The organism is Curtobacterium salicis, assembly GCF_011759505.1.
In the GTDB taxonomy this organism is placed as follows: Bacteria; Actinomycetota; Actinomycetes; order Actinomycetales; family Microbacteriaceae; genus Curtobacterium; species Curtobacterium salicis.
Window position 1 is genome coordinate 253,580 of record NZ_JAAOYO010000005.1, and the last position, 16,176, is coordinate 269,755.

At 69.6% G+C, this 16,176-nt stretch carries 16 protein-coding genes; 8 read left to right on the forward strand and 8 right to left on the reverse strand.

The window, feature by feature from the left end; all coding sequences use genetic code 11:
* Positions 1–106: 106 nt before the first annotated feature.
* The 3 genes from nrdE to nrdH all read right to left on the reverse strand — a co-directional run bounded on the left by nrdE (position 107) and on the right by nrdH (position 2,996).
* Positions 107–2,212 carry a class 1b ribonucleoside-diphosphate reductase subunit alpha gene (gene nrdE, locus E9228_RS16150; RefSeq protein WP_166781554.1) on the reverse strand — a complete coding sequence of 702 codons (2,106 nt, stop codon included), beginning with the start codon at positions 2,210–2,212 and terminating at the stop codon, positions 107–109.
* Positions 2,213–2,229: 17 nt separating this feature from the next.
* On the reverse strand, positions 2,230–2,646 hold the full coding sequence (nrdI, locus tag E9228_RS16155) for a class Ib ribonucleoside-diphosphate reductase assembly flavoprotein NrdI (RefSeq protein WP_166781555.1): 417 nt from the start codon (positions 2,644–2,646) through the stop codon (positions 2,230–2,232).
* A 116-nt stretch (positions 2,647–2,762) separates the two neighbouring features.
* Entirely contained in the window at positions 2,763–2,996 is a 234-nt protein-coding gene (nrdH, locus tag E9228_RS16160) for a glutaredoxin-like protein NrdH (RefSeq protein ID WP_058769310.1), read from the reverse strand.
* Positions 2,997–3,383: 387 nt separating this feature from the next.
* On the opposite strand from nrdH, the gene E9228_RS16165 reads away from it, so the two are divergent.
* Entirely contained in the window at positions 3,384–4,589 is a 1,206-nt protein-coding gene (locus E9228_RS16165; protein WP_166781556.1) for an MFS transporter, read from the forward strand.
* A gap of 75 nt (positions 4,590–4,664) precedes the next feature.
* Complete coding sequence (locus tag E9228_RS16170) at positions 4,665–5,483, forward strand: aldo/keto reductase (protein ID WP_166781557.1); 819 nt, start codon at positions 4,665–4,667, stop codon at positions 5,481–5,483.
* 128 nt (positions 5,484–5,611) lie between these two features.
* Here E9228_RS16170 and E9228_RS16175 read toward each other — a convergent pair whose 3' ends face one another.
* Positions 5,612–5,941 carry a hypothetical protein gene (locus E9228_RS16175; protein ID WP_111043927.1) on the reverse strand — a complete coding sequence of 110 codons (330 nt, stop codon included), beginning with the start codon at positions 5,939–5,941 and terminating at the stop codon, positions 5,612–5,614.
* A 111-nt stretch (positions 5,942–6,052) separates the two neighbouring features.
* Between E9228_RS16175 and E9228_RS16180 the strand changes: the two genes are divergently transcribed.
* The 3 genes from E9228_RS16180 to E9228_RS16190 all read left to right on the forward strand — a co-directional run bounded on the left by E9228_RS16180 (position 6,053) and on the right by E9228_RS16190 (position 7,813).
* The gene (locus E9228_RS16180; protein WP_166781558.1) at positions 6,053–6,619 is read left to right on the forward strand and encodes a hypothetical protein; all 567 of its coding nucleotides are present in this window, start codon (positions 6,053–6,055) and stop codon (positions 6,617–6,619) included.
* A complete protein-coding gene (locus tag E9228_RS16185) occupies positions 6,600–7,214 on the forward strand; it encodes a hypothetical protein (protein ID WP_166781559.1) in 615 nt (204 codons plus the stop codon). Before E9228_RS16180 ends, E9228_RS16185 begins: the two co-directional genes overlap by 20 nt.
* A 77-nt stretch (positions 7,215–7,291) precedes the next feature.
* The gene (locus E9228_RS16190) at positions 7,292–7,813 is read left to right on the forward strand and encodes a ribonuclease H family protein (protein WP_111078557.1); all 522 of its coding nucleotides are present in this window, start codon (positions 7,292–7,294) and stop codon (positions 7,811–7,813) included.
* A 93-nt stretch (positions 7,814–7,906) separates the two neighbouring features.
* Here E9228_RS16190 and E9228_RS16195 read toward each other — a convergent pair whose 3' ends face one another.
* Entirely contained in the window at positions 7,907–8,158 is a 252-nt protein-coding gene (locus E9228_RS16195; RefSeq protein ID WP_166781560.1) for a DUF6458 family protein, read from the reverse strand.
* Positions 8,159–8,348: 190 nt separating this feature from the next.
* On the reverse strand, positions 8,349–10,904 hold the full coding sequence (locus tag E9228_RS16200; RefSeq protein ID WP_166781561.1) for a DUF3516 domain-containing protein: 2,556 nt from the start codon (positions 10,902–10,904) through the stop codon (positions 8,349–8,351).
* A 76-nt stretch (positions 10,905–10,980) separates the two neighbouring features.
* Here E9228_RS16200 and E9228_RS16205 point away from each other — a divergent pair, with 76 nt between their 5' ends.
* From E9228_RS16205 to E9228_RS16215, 3 genes are all read left to right on the forward strand, one after another.
* A complete protein-coding gene (locus E9228_RS16205) occupies positions 10,981–11,994 on the forward strand; it encodes an LLM class flavin-dependent oxidoreductase (protein WP_166781562.1) in 1,014 nt (337 codons plus the stop codon).
* A 502-nt stretch (positions 11,995–12,496) separates the two neighbouring features.
* Complete coding sequence (locus tag E9228_RS16210; RefSeq protein WP_166781563.1) at positions 12,497–13,087, forward strand: TetR/AcrR family transcriptional regulator; 591 nt, start codon at positions 12,497–12,499, stop codon at positions 13,085–13,087.
* Between the two features lie 128 nt (positions 13,088–13,215).
* The gene (locus tag E9228_RS16215; RefSeq protein ID WP_166781564.1) at positions 13,216–14,070 is read left to right on the forward strand and encodes an NAD-dependent epimerase/dehydratase family protein; all 855 of its coding nucleotides are present in this window, start codon (positions 13,216–13,218) and stop codon (positions 14,068–14,070) included.
* An 81-nt stretch (positions 14,071–14,151) separates the two neighbouring features.
* Here E9228_RS16215 and E9228_RS16220 read toward each other — a convergent pair whose 3' ends face one another.
* Both E9228_RS16220 and E9228_RS16225 read right to left on the reverse strand, forming a co-directional pair.
* Positions 14,152–15,720 (reverse strand): N5-glutamine methyltransferase family protein, encoded by a 1,569-nt coding sequence (locus tag E9228_RS16220; RefSeq protein ID WP_166781565.1) that lies wholly within the window; start codon positions 15,718–15,720, stop codon positions 14,152–14,154.
* On the reverse strand, positions 15,717–16,100 hold the full coding sequence (locus E9228_RS16225; RefSeq protein ID WP_166781566.1) for an ArsR/SmtB family transcription factor: 384 nt from the start codon (positions 16,098–16,100) through the stop codon (positions 15,717–15,719). Before E9228_RS16225 ends, E9228_RS16220 begins: the two co-directional genes overlap by 4 nt.
* Positions 16,101–16,176: the final 76 nt, after the last annotated feature.

Below are 16,176 nucleotides of genomic sequence, written 5' to 3' on the forward strand. Positions count from 1 at the left end.
ACGAATCGAAGGCCGGGAGGCGCGGTGCGGGCTGGCACCGCGCCTCCAGGCCGGGGGTGGTCGCGTCAGCGACCGAGACGACGCAGCATGCACGACGCCGGAGGCGTCACAACATGCACGAAACGCAGCCCTCGACCTCGGTGCCCTCGAGTGCGAGCTGGCGCAGACGGATGTAGTAGATCGTCTTGATGCCCTTGCGCCATGCGTAGATCTGCGCCTTGTTGATGTCACGCGTGGTGGCGGTGTCCTTGAAGAACAGCGTCAGGGACAGGCCCTGGTCCACGTGCTGCGTCGCCGCGGCGTACGTGTCGATGATCTTCTCGGCGCCGATCTCGTACGCGTCCTGGTAGTAGTCCAGGTTGTCGTTCGTCATGAACGGCGCCGGGTAGTAGACGCGGCCGAGCTTGCCTTCCTTGCGGATCTCGATCTTCGACGCGATCGGGTGGATCGACGACGTCGAGTGGTTGATGTACGAGATCGAACCGGTCGGCGGGACGGCCTGCAGGTTCTGGTTGTAGATGCCGTGCTCCTGGATGGACGCCTTCAGCGCCTTCCAGTCGTCCTGCGTCGGGATGGTGATGTTCGCGTTGTCGAACAGCGACGCGACGCGGGGGGTGGCCGGCGTCCAGACCTGGTCGGTGTACTTGTCGAAGAACTCACCCGACGCGTACTTCGAGTCGCGGAAGCCGTCGAAGGTCTCTCCGGTCTCGATCGCGATGTTGTTCGAGGCGCGCAGGGCGTGGAACAGCACCGTGTAGAAGTAGATGTTCGTGAAGTCGATGCCCTCGTCGGAGCCGTAGAACACGCGCTCACGAGCAAGGTAGCCGTGCAGGTTCATCTGGCCGAGGCCGATGGCGTGCGACTTGTCGTTGCCGTCCTCGACGGAACGGACCGACGTGATGTGCGACATCTGCGAGACCGAGGTCAGGCCGCGGATGGCGGTCTCGATGGTCTTGCCGAAGTCCGGCGAGTCCATCGTCAGCGCGATGTTCAGCGAGCCGAGGTTGCAGGAGATGTCCTTGCCGATCTCCTTGTACGAGAGGTCCTCGTTGAAGGTGGTCGGGGTGTTCACCTGCAGGATCTCCGAGCACAGGTTCGACATGTTGATCCGGCCCTTGATCGGGTTGGCCTTGTTCACCGTGTCCTCGAACACGATGTACGGGTAGCCCGACTCGAACTGGATCTCCGCGATGGTCTGGAAGAACTCGCGCGCCTTGATCTTCGTCTTCTTGATGCGCGAGTCGTCGACCATCGCGCGGTAGTTCTCGGAGATCGGGACGTCGCCGAACGGGACGCCGTAGACCTTCTCGACGTCGTACGGCGAGAACAGGTACATGTCCTCGTTGTTCTTCGCGAGCTCGAACGTGATGTCCGGCACGACGACGCCGAGGGACAGCGTCTTGATGCGGATCTTCTCGTCGGCGTTCTCGCGCTTGGTGTCGAGGAACTTCATGATGTCCGGGTGGTGGGCGCTGAGGTAGACCGCGCCGGCACCCTGACGCGCACCGAGCTGGTTCGCGTAGGAGAAGGAGTCTTCCAGCAGCTTCATCACGGGGATGATGCCCGAGGACTGGTTCTCGATCTGCTTGATCGGGGCGCCGGCCTCGCGGATGTTGGAGAGCAGCAGGGCCACGCCGCCGCCGCGCTTCGAGAGCTGCAGCGACGAGTTGATCCCGCGCGAGATCGACTCCATGTTGTCCTCGATGCGGAGGAGGAAGCAGGAGACGAGTTCGCCGCGCTGGGCCTTCGCGGTGTTGAGGAACGTCGGGGTGGCGGGCTGGAAGCGGCCGGCGATGATCTCTTCGACGAGGTCGATCGCGAGCTGCTCGTTGCCCTGCGCCAGGCCGAGGGCGGTCATCACGACGCGGTCCTCGAAGCGCTCCAGGTAGCGCTTGCCGTCGAACGTCTTGAGCGTGTAGCTCGTGTAGTACTTGAACGCACCCAGGAACGTCTGGAACCGGAACTTCTTCGAGTACGCCAGGTCGTTGAGACGCTGGATGAAGTCCATCGAGTACAGGTCGATCGTCGCCTGCTCGTAGTACTCGTTCTCGACCAGGTAGTCGAGCCGCTCCTTCAGGTTGTGGAAGAAGACGGTGTTCTGGTTGACGTGCTGCAGGAAGAACTGCTTGGCCGCCTCACGATCCTTGTCGAACTGGATCTTGCCGTCCGCGTCGTAGAGGTTGAGCATCGCGTTGAGGGAGTGGTAGTCCATCCCCGTCTGCGGCGACGTCAGATCGACGTCTGCAACTGCTGCGTCCAAAATGCTTCCAATCCTGAGTTGACCGCCGACACGTCGTCAGGGGTCCCGAAGAGTTCGAATCTGTAGAGCACGGGCACGTGGCACTTCTGTGCGACGACGTCGCCCGCGAGACCGTAGGCCGCGCCGAAGTTCGTGTTGCCGGCGGCGATCACACCCCGGATCAGTGCCCGGTTGTGTTCGTCGTTGAGGAACTTGATGACCTGCTTGGGCACCGCTCCGTGTCCGTTGCCGCCACCGTAGGTGGGCAGCACGAGGACGTACGGGCCGTCCGCGTGGAGGAACGGCTCGCTCGGCAGGAGCGGGATCCGGTCGGCGTCCTGGCCGAGCTTCTCCACGAACCGGGCGGTGTTGCCCGAGACACTCGAGAAGTAGACGAGGCGGCTCATGGTGCGCTCCCTGATGAGGTGCGGACTGCGGACCGGAGGGGTGTGGCGGGCGTGTGACGAGCCTCCCGGCTGCCTTCCCGCCACCGAGCGACGCGGGCCGATCGGCCCGCGAGGCGTCAGGCCAGTTCGGCGCTGAGGGTGGCGATCTTGTCGGGGCGGAAGCCCGACCAGTGGTCGTCGTCGGTCACGACGACGGGGGCCTGCATGTAGCCCAGGCTCTTGACGTGCTCGAGCGCTGCTTCGTCCGTGGAGACGTCGTGCACCTCGTACTGGATGCCCTTGTTGTCGAGGGCGCGGTACGTCGCAGTGCACTGGACGCAGGACGGCTTGGTGTAGACGGTGACGGCCATGTTTACCCCTGGTTCTTGCTGGTGTGGTGCGTGGTCTGGAGGTGGTGCTGAGGTCTGTGCGCAGCCGCTTCCGAGAGGAGCCCCTGCGATGACTTCACACTACATCTAGTGGCCCGCCGCGTGACCGACCACAAGAGGGAGTGTTACAACCCTGTAGTTCTCCACAACGCTCTGCACAGCCTGTGGATTCCCGGGTGGCCCGGTTTTACGCCAGTCTGACGGGCACCTCCGACACTTCCCCACACCGGTGGACAGCTCGATTCCACACGTGTGGAATCAGCACATCGGCGTGTCGCGCACACACCTCCCAGAGCCGCTCCCCCGCACGGGGGACACCGCTCTCCACAGCCGCCGCAACGCGGTCCGTCCGGTCCGTACACTCGACTCGTGAGCGCGTACGGGTCCCTGCTGAAGACGCCCGGGGTCGGCCGGGTCATCGCCGCACAACTCACCGCGCGGTTCCCGTTCGGCATGCTGTCGCTGGCGTACCTGCTGCACGTCGAGCACATCTTCGGCTCGTACGGCGCGGCCGGGCTCGTCCTCGCGACGACGAGCATCGGCCAGGCCCTCGCCGGTCCGCTGACCAGCCGGTGGATGGGCCGGTGGGGCATGCGTCCCGTCCTGATCCTGACGAGCATCGTGGCGCTGGTGACGATGGGCATCATCGCCTTCTTCGTGATGCCGCTCTGGGCCTACGTCGTGATCGGCTTCGTCGGCGGTCTGGCGGTCCCGCCCGTGCAGCCCGCGGTCCGCACCATCTACCCGAAGATGGTCACCTCGTCGCAGCTCACCCCGCTCTTCTCCCTCGACGCCAGCGCGCAGGAGCTCATCTGGGTCGCCGGCCCGGTCATCACCACGTTCGTCGCGACGCAGATCGGCACCGTCCAGGCGATCGTCGTCGCGATGGTGTTCCTGCTCATCGGCGGCGCGTGGTTCATCGCCTCCCCCGAGCTCGGCCGCGTGCGCATCCCCCGCTCGAAGCGCGCGTTCGGTGTCGTCATGAAGCGGCCCTCGGTCGTCGTCGCCACCGTCACGGGCCTGCTGCTCATCGGCGCGTGCTCCGCGGTCGAGGCCAGCGTCACCAGCGTCTTCGGCGAGGGCAGCCCGAACGCCGGCATCGTCCTCGCCGTCTTCGCGGTCGGGTCACTCGCCGGTGGTCTGGCGCTCGGCCACCGTCCGATCTCGCAGAACGCCCTCTGGCTGCGCATGACGATCGTGTTCGTCGGGCTCGCACTCGCGGTCGGCAACCCGACGTTCTGGTGGCTCTGCATCTCGCTCGTCATCGCCGGCGCCGGCATCGCCCCCGCGCTGACGGTGATGTTCGGCTCGGTCTCCGCCACGGTGAAGTTCTCCGACACAGCCGAGGCGTACGGCTGGATGGGCACCGGCCAGCTCATCGGTGCCGCGGGCGGGTCCGCGGTCGCCGGCTTCCTCATCGACAGCAACGGTCCGAGCGGTGGCCTCATGGTCGGTGCGGTCATGGCGGCGGCCGGCGTCGTCTTCCCCCTGGTCGTGCGGCGCTGGTTGCCCGACCTCCGCGGTCGTGACGCCAGCCCGCTGCCGGACACCGAACCGGTGCACCTCCCCACCTGATCCGTCCGACCCGGGTTCTCTACAGGTCGGACTGGAGGCCCGCCCCACCCCCGTCCCGCCGGGCAGGATGGGTGCATGGTCACCTCGATCCCCCTCCGCGACGGCCGGAGCATCCCCACCATCGGCTTCGGCGTCTACAAGGTCGACGACGCCGAAGCGGCGACGGCCGTCGGGCTCGCGCTGGACGCCGGGTACCGGCACGTCGACACGGCCGAGATGTACGGCAACGAGCGCGGCGTCGGGCAGGCGATCCGCGCCTCCGGCCTCGAGCGCGACGACGTGTTCGTGACCACCAAGGTGTGGAACGACCACCAGGGTCGCGACGGCACGCTCCGGGCCTTCGACGCCAGTCTCCAGCGGCTCGGGCTCGACGCGGTCGACCTGTACCTGATCCACTGGCCGGCGGCGGCGAACGACCGCTACGTCGAGACCTGGCAGACCCTGGTCGAGCTCCGGCAGTCGGGGCGTGCACGCAGTGTCGGCGTCTCGAACTTCCAGGTGCTGCACCTCGAACGCATCATCGACGAGACCGGTGAGGTCCCCGCGGTCAACCAGGTCGAGCGTCACCCGTGGCTGCCGCAGCGCGACCTCAAGGCGTTCCACGAGCAGCACGACATCGTCACGGCTGCATGGTCCCCGCTCGGCCGCGGACGCCTGATCGAGGACCCGGTGCTCGTCGGCATCGCGGCCGCCCACGACGTCAGCGTCGCCCAGGTGCTCGTCCGGTGGAACGTGCAGCAGGGCGTCGTCGTCCTGCCGAAGTCGGTGACGCCGTCTCGGATCCGGTCGAACCTCGACGTCGACGGGTTCGTCCTGACGGAGGGCGAGCTCGCTGCGATCGCCGCCCTGGAGTCCGGACAGCGCACAGGCTCGCACCCCGACACCGTCGCCTGACCGGCTCGTAGCCGCCGCCGCCCTCGTCGTCACGCGGAACACCGGTGTTCGTCGATCGCGCCGCAGAATCGCGCGGTGTCACCGACGAACACCGGTGTCTTACCGGGGCCCCCCGAAACCAGAGCGGCTCAGCCCTGGCGGTCCTCCTCGGACTGCCACGGCAGGTGCAGGTCGCCCGGCTCGGGCTCGACGTCGCCGGCGTCGTCCGCGCCACCGGTGCCCGGGGCTGCGACGATGCGCGAGGGGTCGATGCCGTCCTCACGCAGGTCGTCGTCGTCGCGCTGCTTCGTCTGGGACGCGTCCATCTCCCGCTCGCTCGACGGGCTGTAGGACGTGTCGGCGGCCCGCTGCTCGCGCCCGCTCACCCCGTCGACGTCGTCGCTGTGCGCTGCCGAGGTCAGGGCGTCGGAGCGGTCCCGGTCGTCGGAGTGCTCGGGGCCTGCGATGTCGTTGCTCATGCTGTTTCCTCCCGTTTCCCCGAACGCTAGGCGGCGCCGGACACCGACCTCCCAGGCCGTCGACCCGATCGGGGCACAACCGGCCCCCGCGCGCCCCGGTACCGTCGAAGCGTGATGGATCCTCGCGCCTTGGCCACCGACGAGCTCCGACCCGGGGAGCGCCTGCTGTGGGTCGGGCAGAGCGATCCGGCACGGCTCTTCACCGGACGGGACGCATTCCTCGTCCCGTTCAGCCTGTTCTGGTGCGGGTTCGTCGCCTTCTGGGAGATCTCCGCGATCCGATCAGGGGCGCCGTGGTTCTTCGCCCTCTTCGGCGGCGTCTTCGTCCTGATCGGCCTCTACATGCTGATCGGCCGGTTCATCCTCAAGCGCCACCGGAAGCGCACCGAGGCCTACGCGGTGACGGACCGCCGCGCCTTCGTCACGACCGGCACCGCCAGCCGCGAGACCGACGTCGTCCGCGCCGACCGGACGGTCAACCGTTCCGGCGGACACGTCTCCGTCGAGTGGAACGACCAGGGCGGCACTGGATCACTCTTCCGCCGCTCGAACCCCGCCGCAGCCGTGTACGCCAACACGGGCTTGGACGGGATCGCCAGCCCGAGGCCGTTCGCCTTCTACGACGTCTCGGACGGCAAGGCCCTGGTCCAGGCACTCGATGACGCAGCCCGACGCTGACGGCTCCTGCCCCGCCGGCTCGACGACCCCCGAGCAACAGGCCGTCGTCGACGGACAACTCCGCCCGGGTGAGCGTCTCCTCTGGGTCGGCCACAGTGACCCGCAGCAGATGTTCGTCGACGCCGACCGGTACCTGATCCCCTTCAGCGCCTTCTTCCTCGTCGTGGTGACGAGCTTCCTCGTGGCAGCCGCGCGTGCCCATGCCGACCCGGCGGTCCTCGTCCTGGTGTCCGCCCTCGTCCTGATCGCCCTGCACCTGGGTGTCGGCCGCTTCCTCGTCAAGCGCAAGCGGAAACGCACCGACGTCTACGCCGTGACGACAGAACGCGCGCTCGTGACGAACGGCCGGAGGACACGCGAGACCGATGCGCGCCGCACCGACTGGTACGTGGACCGGACGGCAGAGCACGTCACCGTGCAGTGGGACGACGTCAGCGACCTCGACACGCTCTTCCTGGGCGGCAGCGCGTCGGCACAGCAGTACGCCAACACGGGGCTCGACGGCATGCCCGGGATGCGGGAGAACTTCGCGATGTACGACGTCTGCGATGGCGACGGGCTGGTCGCGGCACTCCGCCGGACCTCCGGTCGCTGACCGGGCCGGGAGGCACGGCTCACCCGCGCAGGTCCGTTACGCTCGTCGGGCACTCGCCACCACCAGGAGGTCCCACCGTGACGATCGTCGCTGCCGCTGACGGCTCAGCCCTCGGCAACCCCGGCCCTGCCGGCTGGGCCTGGTACGTGGACGACGACCGCTGGGCTGCCGGCGGCTGGCCTCGCGGCACCAACAACCAGGGCGAGCTGACCGCCGTCCTGCAGCTCCTCAAGGCCACGAAGGACACGGGCGAGCCGCTGCACATCCTCTGCGACAGCCAGTACGCGATCAAGGCCTGCACCGAGTGGCTCGCCGGCTGGAAGCGGAAGGGCTGGCGGAAGGCCGACGGCAAGCCGGTGCTCAACGTGGAGATCATCCAGGAGCTCGACGCCGAGCTGCAGGGCCGCAAGGTGACGTTCGAGTGGGTCCGCGGACACATGGGCCACGAGATGAACGAGGCTGCCGACGTCCGTGCCCGTGGTGCGGCGACGGCGTACCAGAACCGCACCGAGGTCCCGACGGGCCCGGGGTGGCCGGGCGTCGACGTGCCGGAGCCGGCCGCGATCCCCGAGGTCGCCCCGCCCGCGACGCTCTTCTAGACCGCGGGACCGACGACCGACAGCAGACAGCAGGACGACAGACAGCGAGGGCGGGACCGACCGGTCCCGCCCTCGCTGTCTGTCGTCCTGGGTTCAGTAGGTGCCGTCGCGGCGGTCCTGCCGGGTGATCTGCTCGCCGGAGGCCGGGTCGACGCCGGAGCGCGTGGTGGTGGTCGTCCGACGTCCGCCGAAGCCGACCGCCAGGCTGATGATGAGCAGGATGACGCCGGCGACCATCAGGATGTAGCCGATGAGTCGCAGGTCGATGCCGGCGACCTGGTAGTCGACCGCGAAAGCGACGATGGCGCCGATCACGATCAAGGCGATGCTGGAGCCGATTCGCATGGGGTTCCTTCCGTGGGCTGCCGCTGACCGTACCCGGTCGACTGCCCGCGTGTTCCGGCCAGCCGACGCGTGCGTTCCCCGGAGCGGACCAGACAGGACCGGGGCGGCCGGCCAGGCCGGACCGGACCGGGCTGGACCGTGCCGGTCCGGTCCGGTTCGGTCCGGACCGGACCGGACCGGACGGTCCCGCTCAGTCGACGTCGACCTCGGCCCACCCGTCGAAGCGTCCGATCTCCGTGACCCGGACCACGGCCTCCCCCGCGTCGTCCGAGGCGTCGAGGTCGATGGTGGCCGAGAACCCGAAGTCCTTGTCGCCGGCCGGGTCGGCGAAGATCTGCCGGGCACGCCAGGTCCGCCCCTGCTCGGAGAGCACGAGGTACTGCATCGACCGGGCTTCGGCGTCGATGCCGATCGTGTCGTGCTCGTCGTAGTACTCCTCGAGCACGGTGTCCCACGCGTGCTGGTCGAAGCCGGCGGTGGCGTCGAGTTCACCGAGGCCCTCGATGTCGTCCCGGGCGGCGAGCAGCACCCGCTGGAACAGGGCGTTGCGGACCAGTACCCGGAATGCCCGCACGTTGCCGGTCAGGCGGGCGGGCTGCGGCGGGGCGATCTCCTCGTGCTCGGCCTCGGCGAGCGCGATGTCCCCGTTCATCAGCGCCTCCCATTCGTCGACGAGCGAGGAGTCGACCTGGCGCACGAGTTCCCCGAGCCACTCGATGATGTCGTCGAGTTCCTGCGTGCGGTGCTCGTCCGCGATGGTCTGGCGCATGGTGCGGTAGGCGTCCGACAGGTACCGCAGCACCAGTCCTTCGGAGCGGGTGAGCTGGTAGAAGCGCACGTAGTCGCCGAACGTCATCGCCCGCTCGTACATGTCGCGGACGACGGACTTCGGGGACAGCGAGAAGTCGAGCACCCAGGGCTGCTCGTCGGCGTAGCTCTCGTACGCGGCGGTGAGCAGTTCGTCGAGGGGCTTCGGCCAGGTGACCGCTTCGAGCAGCTCCATCCGCTCGTCGTACTCGATGCCCTCCTGCTTCATCCGGGCGACCGCTTCGCCGCGTTCCTTGAACTGCTGCTGGGACAGGATCGCGCGCGGGTCGTCGAGGGTCGCTTCGACGATGGACACCATGTCGAGCGCGAAGGTCGGCGACTCGGGGTCGAGCAGCTCGAAGGCGGCGAGCGCGAAGGGCGACAGCGGCTGGTTGAGTGCGAAGTTCGCCTGCAGGTCGACGGTCAGCCGGTAGGTGCCGTCGACCTTCTCGATCACCCGGGCGTTGATGAGCGTCCGGGCGATCGTCAGTGCACGGCGGGCCATCGCGAGTTGCCGGGCGCGGGGTTCGTGGTTGTCGTAGACGAGGGAGCGGACGTCCTCGAAGGCGTCCCCGCCGCGGGCGACGACGGACAGGACCATCGCGTGGGTGATCCGCATCCGGGACACCATCGGCTCGGGCTCGGCGTTGATCAGGCGCTCGAACGACGCCTGCCCCCAGGACACGAAGCCCTCGGGTGCCTTCTTCCGCTTGATCTTGTTCTTCTTCTTCGGGTCGTCCCCGGCTTTGGCGACGGCGCGGGCGTTCTCGATGTCGTGCTCGGGGGCCTCCGCGACCACGTCGCCCTCGGTGTCGTACCCGGCACGTCCGGCACGTCCGGCGATCTGGTGGAACTCGCGGGCGGACAGCTGCCGCATCTTCGTGCCGTCGAACTTCGTCAGTCCGGTGAACAGGACGGCGCGGATCGGGACGTTGATGCCGACGCCGAGGGTGTCGGTGCCGCAGATCACGGGCAGCAGGCCGCGCTGGGCGAGCTGTTCGACCAGGCGGCGGTACTTGGGCAGCATGCCCGCGTGGTGCACGCCGATGCCCGCTCGGATCAGGCGTGACAGGGTCTGCCCGAACCCGGCGCTGAAGCGGAACCCCGCGATGGCCTCGGCGATCTGGTCCCGGCGTTCTCGGGAGGCGACCTTCGCGGACATGAGCGCCTGCGCTCGCTCGAGCGCTGCGGCCTGGGCGAAGTGCACGATGTAGACCGGCGCCTTGCCCTCGTCGAGCAGCCGCTCGACGGTCTCCTGCACGGGGGTCATCACGTACTCGTACTCGAGCGGCACGGGGCGCGAGACGCCGGTGACCCGTGCGGTCGCCCGTCCGGTGCGCCGGGACAGGTCGTCTGCGATCGTCGTGACGTCACCGAGGGTCGCCGACATCAGGAGGAACTGCGCGCGGTCCAGCACGAGCAGCGGCACCTGCCACGCCCAGCCGCGGTCGGCGTCCCCGTAGAAGTGGAACTCGTCCATGACCACGACGTCGACGTCGGCGTCGGGTCCCTGCCGGAGCGCCAGGTTCGCCAGGATCTCGGCGGTGCAGCAGACGATGGGGGCGTCGGCGTTGACGGCCGAGTCGCCCGTGACCATGCCGACGTTCTGGGCGCCGAAGAGATCGACGAGCTGGAAGAACTTCTCGGAGACCAGCGCCTTGATCGGTGCCGTGTAGTAGCTGCGCTTGCCCTCGGCGAGCGCGGCGAAGTGGGCACCGGCGGCGACGAGGGACTTGCCGGTGCCGGTCGGGGTGCTCAGGACGACGTTGGCGCCGGAGACCAGTTCGATGAGGGCCTCGTCCTGCGCGGGGTAGAGCGGACGCCCGCCGGAGGCCGCCCACTCGGCGAAGGCGAGGTAGACGGCGTCGGGGTCGACGACACCGCCCTCGGACGCCGGCAGTGCGGCGACGAGCGGAGGGGCGGTGGTGACGTCGGTCATGTGCCCATCCTCCCAGCCTGGCGGCTGACACTGCCCGCACCTTCCGCCGGTCCATGCAGCCGCATAGACTCGACCCGTGCGCGAACTCGGCTTCCTCTCCTTCGTCCCCAACCACGGCGGTGCCCCGGGCGCTGCGAGCGCCCTGGAGGACGGACTCCGGCTCTTCGAGACCGCCGAGTCCCTGGGCTACGGCACCGGCTGGGTCCGCGGCCGGCACTTCGAGCCGTTCCTCACCAGCCCGATGACGTTCTTCGCCGCCGCCGCCCAGCGGACGAGCACCATCGGCTTCGGCACGGCCGTCCTCGGCATGCGCTACGAGGACCCGGTCCGCCTGGCCGAGGACGCCAGCACCGTCGACCTGCTCAGCGGTGGCCGGGTGCAGCTCGGCATCAGCACCGGGATCGCCGGCTACGGTCCGATCCTCGACCCGGTGTTCGGCGGCTCCGAGCGCTCCTTCCGCGACGAGGCCGAAGCCCGTGCGGCCCGCCTGCTCGAGGTCCTGCACGGCGACGCACTCGGCTCGGCGGGCAAGGGCTACGAGAGCATCCCCGCCGGCGCGGAGCTGACCCTGCAGCCGCAGAGCCCCGGACTCCTCGACCGTGTCTGGTGGGGCGGCGGCAGCATGGGCACGGCGGTCCGGACCGCCGAGAAGGGCCTGCTGCTGCACTGCTCGACGCTGAACACCGAGGACACCGGCGCACCGTTCGCCGAGGCACAGGCCGACCAGATCGAGGCGTACCGCACGCGGTTCGCGGAGCTGCACCCGGACCGGCAGCCGAAGGTCGCCGTCGGCCGGATCATCGTCCCGCTGCTCGACGACCACGACCGGGCGGTCCACCAGGAGTTCCTCACCGGGTACGCGTCCGGCATGGACGACGAGGGGCGGCCGCTCTCGGGCCCGCCGTTCCGCTTCAGCACGGTGCTCTCCGGCGAGCCGGCTGCGATCGTCGACGCCCTGCGCGCCGACCCGGCCGTGACGGCGACCGACGAGTTGGTCGTGACGCTACCTGCCAACGGGGACAGCGCCTCCCACGAGCGGATCCTGCGCATCATCGCCGAGGAGATCGCACCGGCCGTCCGTACCGCCTGACGGACACGGCGGTCGGCGCGGTCCGGCCGCGCCGACGGTCCGCCGCGAGCGCCCGGCATCCAGCGGGGCCCACGGTGCGGTGAGTCCCGTGGGCTCCCCCGCCGGACGACCATCCAGTTCCTGATCCGAACGGGATGGTGGACTCATAGTTCCACCTGCGCACTCTTTTGTCACACCTGACGAAACGTGCCCCGCGCTGCGCGGTGCGGTGTCCTGAGAACGAGGATGCGCCCCCACACATCGTGCGGGGGCGCATCGGAACGCATCAGGACCACCGGGGCGTCATCGGCCGGATCAGGAGGCCGCGACACTCGCTCGGCAGTCCTTGTTCGATGCGTACGCCGCCGGTAACCAGCCGACTGACGCAACGACGATCGTACCGATGTGACGGGCGCCGGTGCGGAAAGTGGACGGAATCACAGCCGGGAGGCGCACTCCAGTTCGAGGGACCCCCGCATGTGGGCAGGGTGGTCGCCCCCGGAGCGGGCGGTACAGTCTCGCCATGGCACGACGGGGTTCGTACGCGAAGGGCATCGCCAAGCGCGAGGAGATCCTCTCCGTCGCGCTCGAACGCGTCGCCTCGCTGGGGTTCCGGCGCACGAGCATCAAGGACATCGCCGATGCGGTCGGCCTCACGCAGGCCGGGCTGCTCCACTACTTCGACTCGAAGGACGAGCTCTGGGTCGCGATCCTGCGTCGGCGGGACGAGGACGACAAGGACGCCCAGTGGGACGCGCCGGACCTCGCGGCCCTGCTCGCCGCCGTGGTCCGACACAACACCGAGGTCCCGGGCCTGGTCCAGATGTTCGTGAACCTGTCGGCCGCGGCGGCGACGGATCCGGAGCACCCGGCGCACGCGTACTTCCGCGAGTGTTACGAGGCGCACCGGTCCCGCATGACCGCGGACTTCCGTGGGATGCAGGACGACGGACGGCTGCGGCGGGACCTCGACCCGGAAGAGCTCGCCAGCGTGCTGCTCGCGGTCTCGGACGGCATGCAGATCCAGTGGCTCTACGACCCGACCCGGGACATGGCCGAGCACGTCGAACTCGTCACACGGCTCGCGATGGCCGAGGTCACGGCCCGCTCCTGACGCCGATCGGGAGGCCCGCCCCGCCTCCGGGACGGCAGGTACCGCCCGTACCTGGTTGCGTCCACCGCCCGCAGGGCAGGATGGGCGTGACCCGACCCGGGGTCTCGACGACGAGGTGGAGTGACGCGATGACGCGTGTAGTGGTGACCGGTGGCAGCGGCAAGCTGGGACGGGCGGTCGTCCGTGACCTGGACGAGCACGGCTACGACGTCGTGCTCCTCGACCGGGTGGCCTCCCCGGACAAGCCCGAGCGGGTGCAGTTCGTGCGGACGGACCTGACGGACTACGGGCAGGTGCTCAACACGTTCCTCGGTGTCGACGACCGCTACGACTCGGTCGACGCGGTGGTGCACCTCGCCGCCGTGCCCGCGCCGGGCCAGGTGCCGGACGTCGCCCTCATCACGAACAACGTGACCGCGTCGATCAACGTGTTCCACGCTGCCCGCGCGGCCCGCATCCGGAACGTGGTGTGGGCCTCCAGTGAGACGCTCCTGGGGATCCCGATGGGCGAGCACCACCCGCCCTACCTGCCCGTCGACGAGGAGTTCGCGGTCCGCCCGCAGTCGTCGTACTCGCTCGGCAAGGCGGTGGAGGAGGAGATGGCACGCCACTTCACCCGCTGGGACCCGCAGCTGAAGATGATCGGGCTGCGCTTCTCGAACGTGATGGACGAGACCGACTACCCGTCGTTCCCGTGGGACGCGTCACCGGAGGCGAAGACGTTCAACCTGTGGTCGTACATCGACTCGCGTGACGGGGCGCAGGCGGTGCGGAAGGCCGTGGAGAGCGAGCTGACCGGGTTCGAGGCGTTCATCATCGCGAGCCCCGACACCGTGATGGCGACCCCGACGCTGGAGCTCGTCGAGCAGTTCCTGCCGGACGTCGAGCGTCGCGCCGAGATCGGCGGCACGAGCTCCCTGCTGTCGTCGGAGAAGGCCCGCGAGCTCCTCGGCTACGCCCCCGAGCACACCTGGCGCCCCTGACCTCGCAAAACGCAACGTCGGCGGCTGCACGCAACGGGATACCGCTGCGCGTTGCCGCCGACGTTGCGTTTTGCGGAGCCCCTAGGCGGGGAGGAGCAGGCCGTCCAGGACCAGGTCGCGGAGGCGCGGCAGCAGCTCCGCGGTCAACGCCCGGTCGTCGACACCCGTCAGCTGGGCGATCGCGCCGACGATCTGGCCGACCGTGAGCTCGCCGTCGGCCGCGCCGACGAACGCGGCGAGGGCGGTGTCGGCGTCGACCCGTCGGCCGAACCCGCCGCCCTGCACCAGCGTCATCACGGTGGGGTCGTCGTTGCCCGGCCAGTAGTGCCGTTCCTCGGTGACGTCGCCGGCGACCCGGAGGTGCGCGGCGGCGAACGCGTCGTCGTCCCGTCCGGCGAGCCACGCGACGGCGTCGAGGGTGCGGGCGATCGTCGCGCCGAGGCCGGCGGGGTTGGAGCCGAGCACCTGCGGGAGGCGCTCGAAGCGGCGGAGGTCGGGTGAGCCTCCGGCCCGGACGACGACGTAGCCGAAGCCGACCCCGGTGACGTGGCGATCGCGGAAGTCGTCGAGCCACGCGTCGACCAGGTCGTCGAAGACGGGCGTGCCGGGCTTCGTGCCGCCGTCGCGGATCCAGGTCTCGGCGTAGGCGGGCGGGTCCTCGCGCTCCCGCTCGACGACCCACACGTCGAGGTCGGTGTCGGCGAACCAGGAGCGGACGCGCTCCAGGCCGTCGTCCCCCCACCGGTGTTCCCAGTTGCCGAGCAGCTGGGCGGTACCGCCCGGCTCGAGGTGCTCCGCCAGGCCGCGGAGGACGGTCTCGACCAGGGCGTCGCCGACCATGCCACCGTCGCGGTACTCGTACGCGGGGACACCCTGCCGACGGGGCGTGATGACGAACGGCGGGTTCGAGACGATGCGGTCGAACCGCTCCCCCGCGACCGGCTCGAACAGGGAACCGAGGCGGAACTCGATGCCGTCGATGCCGTTGAGCTGCGCGTTGAACCGGGCGATGTCGAGCGCCCGTCGGGAGATGTCGGTGGCCACGACCTGGTCGGCGAAGCGTCGGGCGTGCATGGCCTGGATGCCGCACCCCGTGCCGAGGTCGAGCACCCGACGGACCGGCACGGGCAGCTGCAGCCCGCTCAGCGTGGTGGTGGCCCCGCCGATGCCGAGGACGTGCTCCTCACTGATGGCGTGCCCGAGGGCGAGCTCGCCGAGGTCGGACACGATCCACCAGCTGCCGGCGCCCAGGTCGTCGACGAACGCGTACGGGCGGAGGTCCACGGCCGCGGTGACCGTGTCCCCGTCGACCCGCAGGACCCCGGCCGCACCGAGGGCGTCCACGCCGACGGTGGGGAAGGCCGCGTCGGCGTCGGTGCGCGGCACGGGGAGGCCGAGCACGAAGAGCGTCGCGACGGTCGACAGCGGCGTGGTCGGCCGGGCGGCGAGGGCCCGACGGGCGGCGACACGGACCCCGCGGTGCAGGGCGGCGGCGGCCTCGGTGCCCCAGAGCGCGTCGACGCCCTCGACGGTGTAGCCGGCGGCGGTCAGGTCCGCGGCGAGCGCCGAGGTGACGCCGGGTTCGGCGACGACGTCCGGCAGGCGGTGCGGTGCGGCGTCGGCGTCGACGGCAGGACGGTCGCCGCTCATGCCCGTGCCTCGGCGCGGACGAGACCGGCGGGCACCTGCCAGTCGAGGACCAGGTCGAGCAGGCCCGGGAACCGCTGCTGCACCTCGTCGGTCCGCACCCGACTGACGCGGGTGAGCCCCTCGAGGTGCTGTTCGAGCAGCCCGGCTTCACGCAGGACGCGGAAGTGGTGGGTCAGCGTGGACTTCGGTCGGTCGATGCCGACCCAGCCGCACGAGCGCTCCTCGCCCCCGCCGTCGACGAGGTACCGGTGCAGGATCGACAGCCGGATCGGGTCGGACAGGGCGTCCAGCACGGCCGGCAGGTCCATCTCGGCCGGGGTCGGCTGCGGAAGCGGGTCGTGCTGCGGGAGTGGTGCGGCTCCGTCGGTGCGCTCGGGCATGCACGGACGGTACCACTCCGGGACCGCTAGTACGACTTGCGTCGTACTGTGCAAGTACGGTACGAATGCAGTCGTA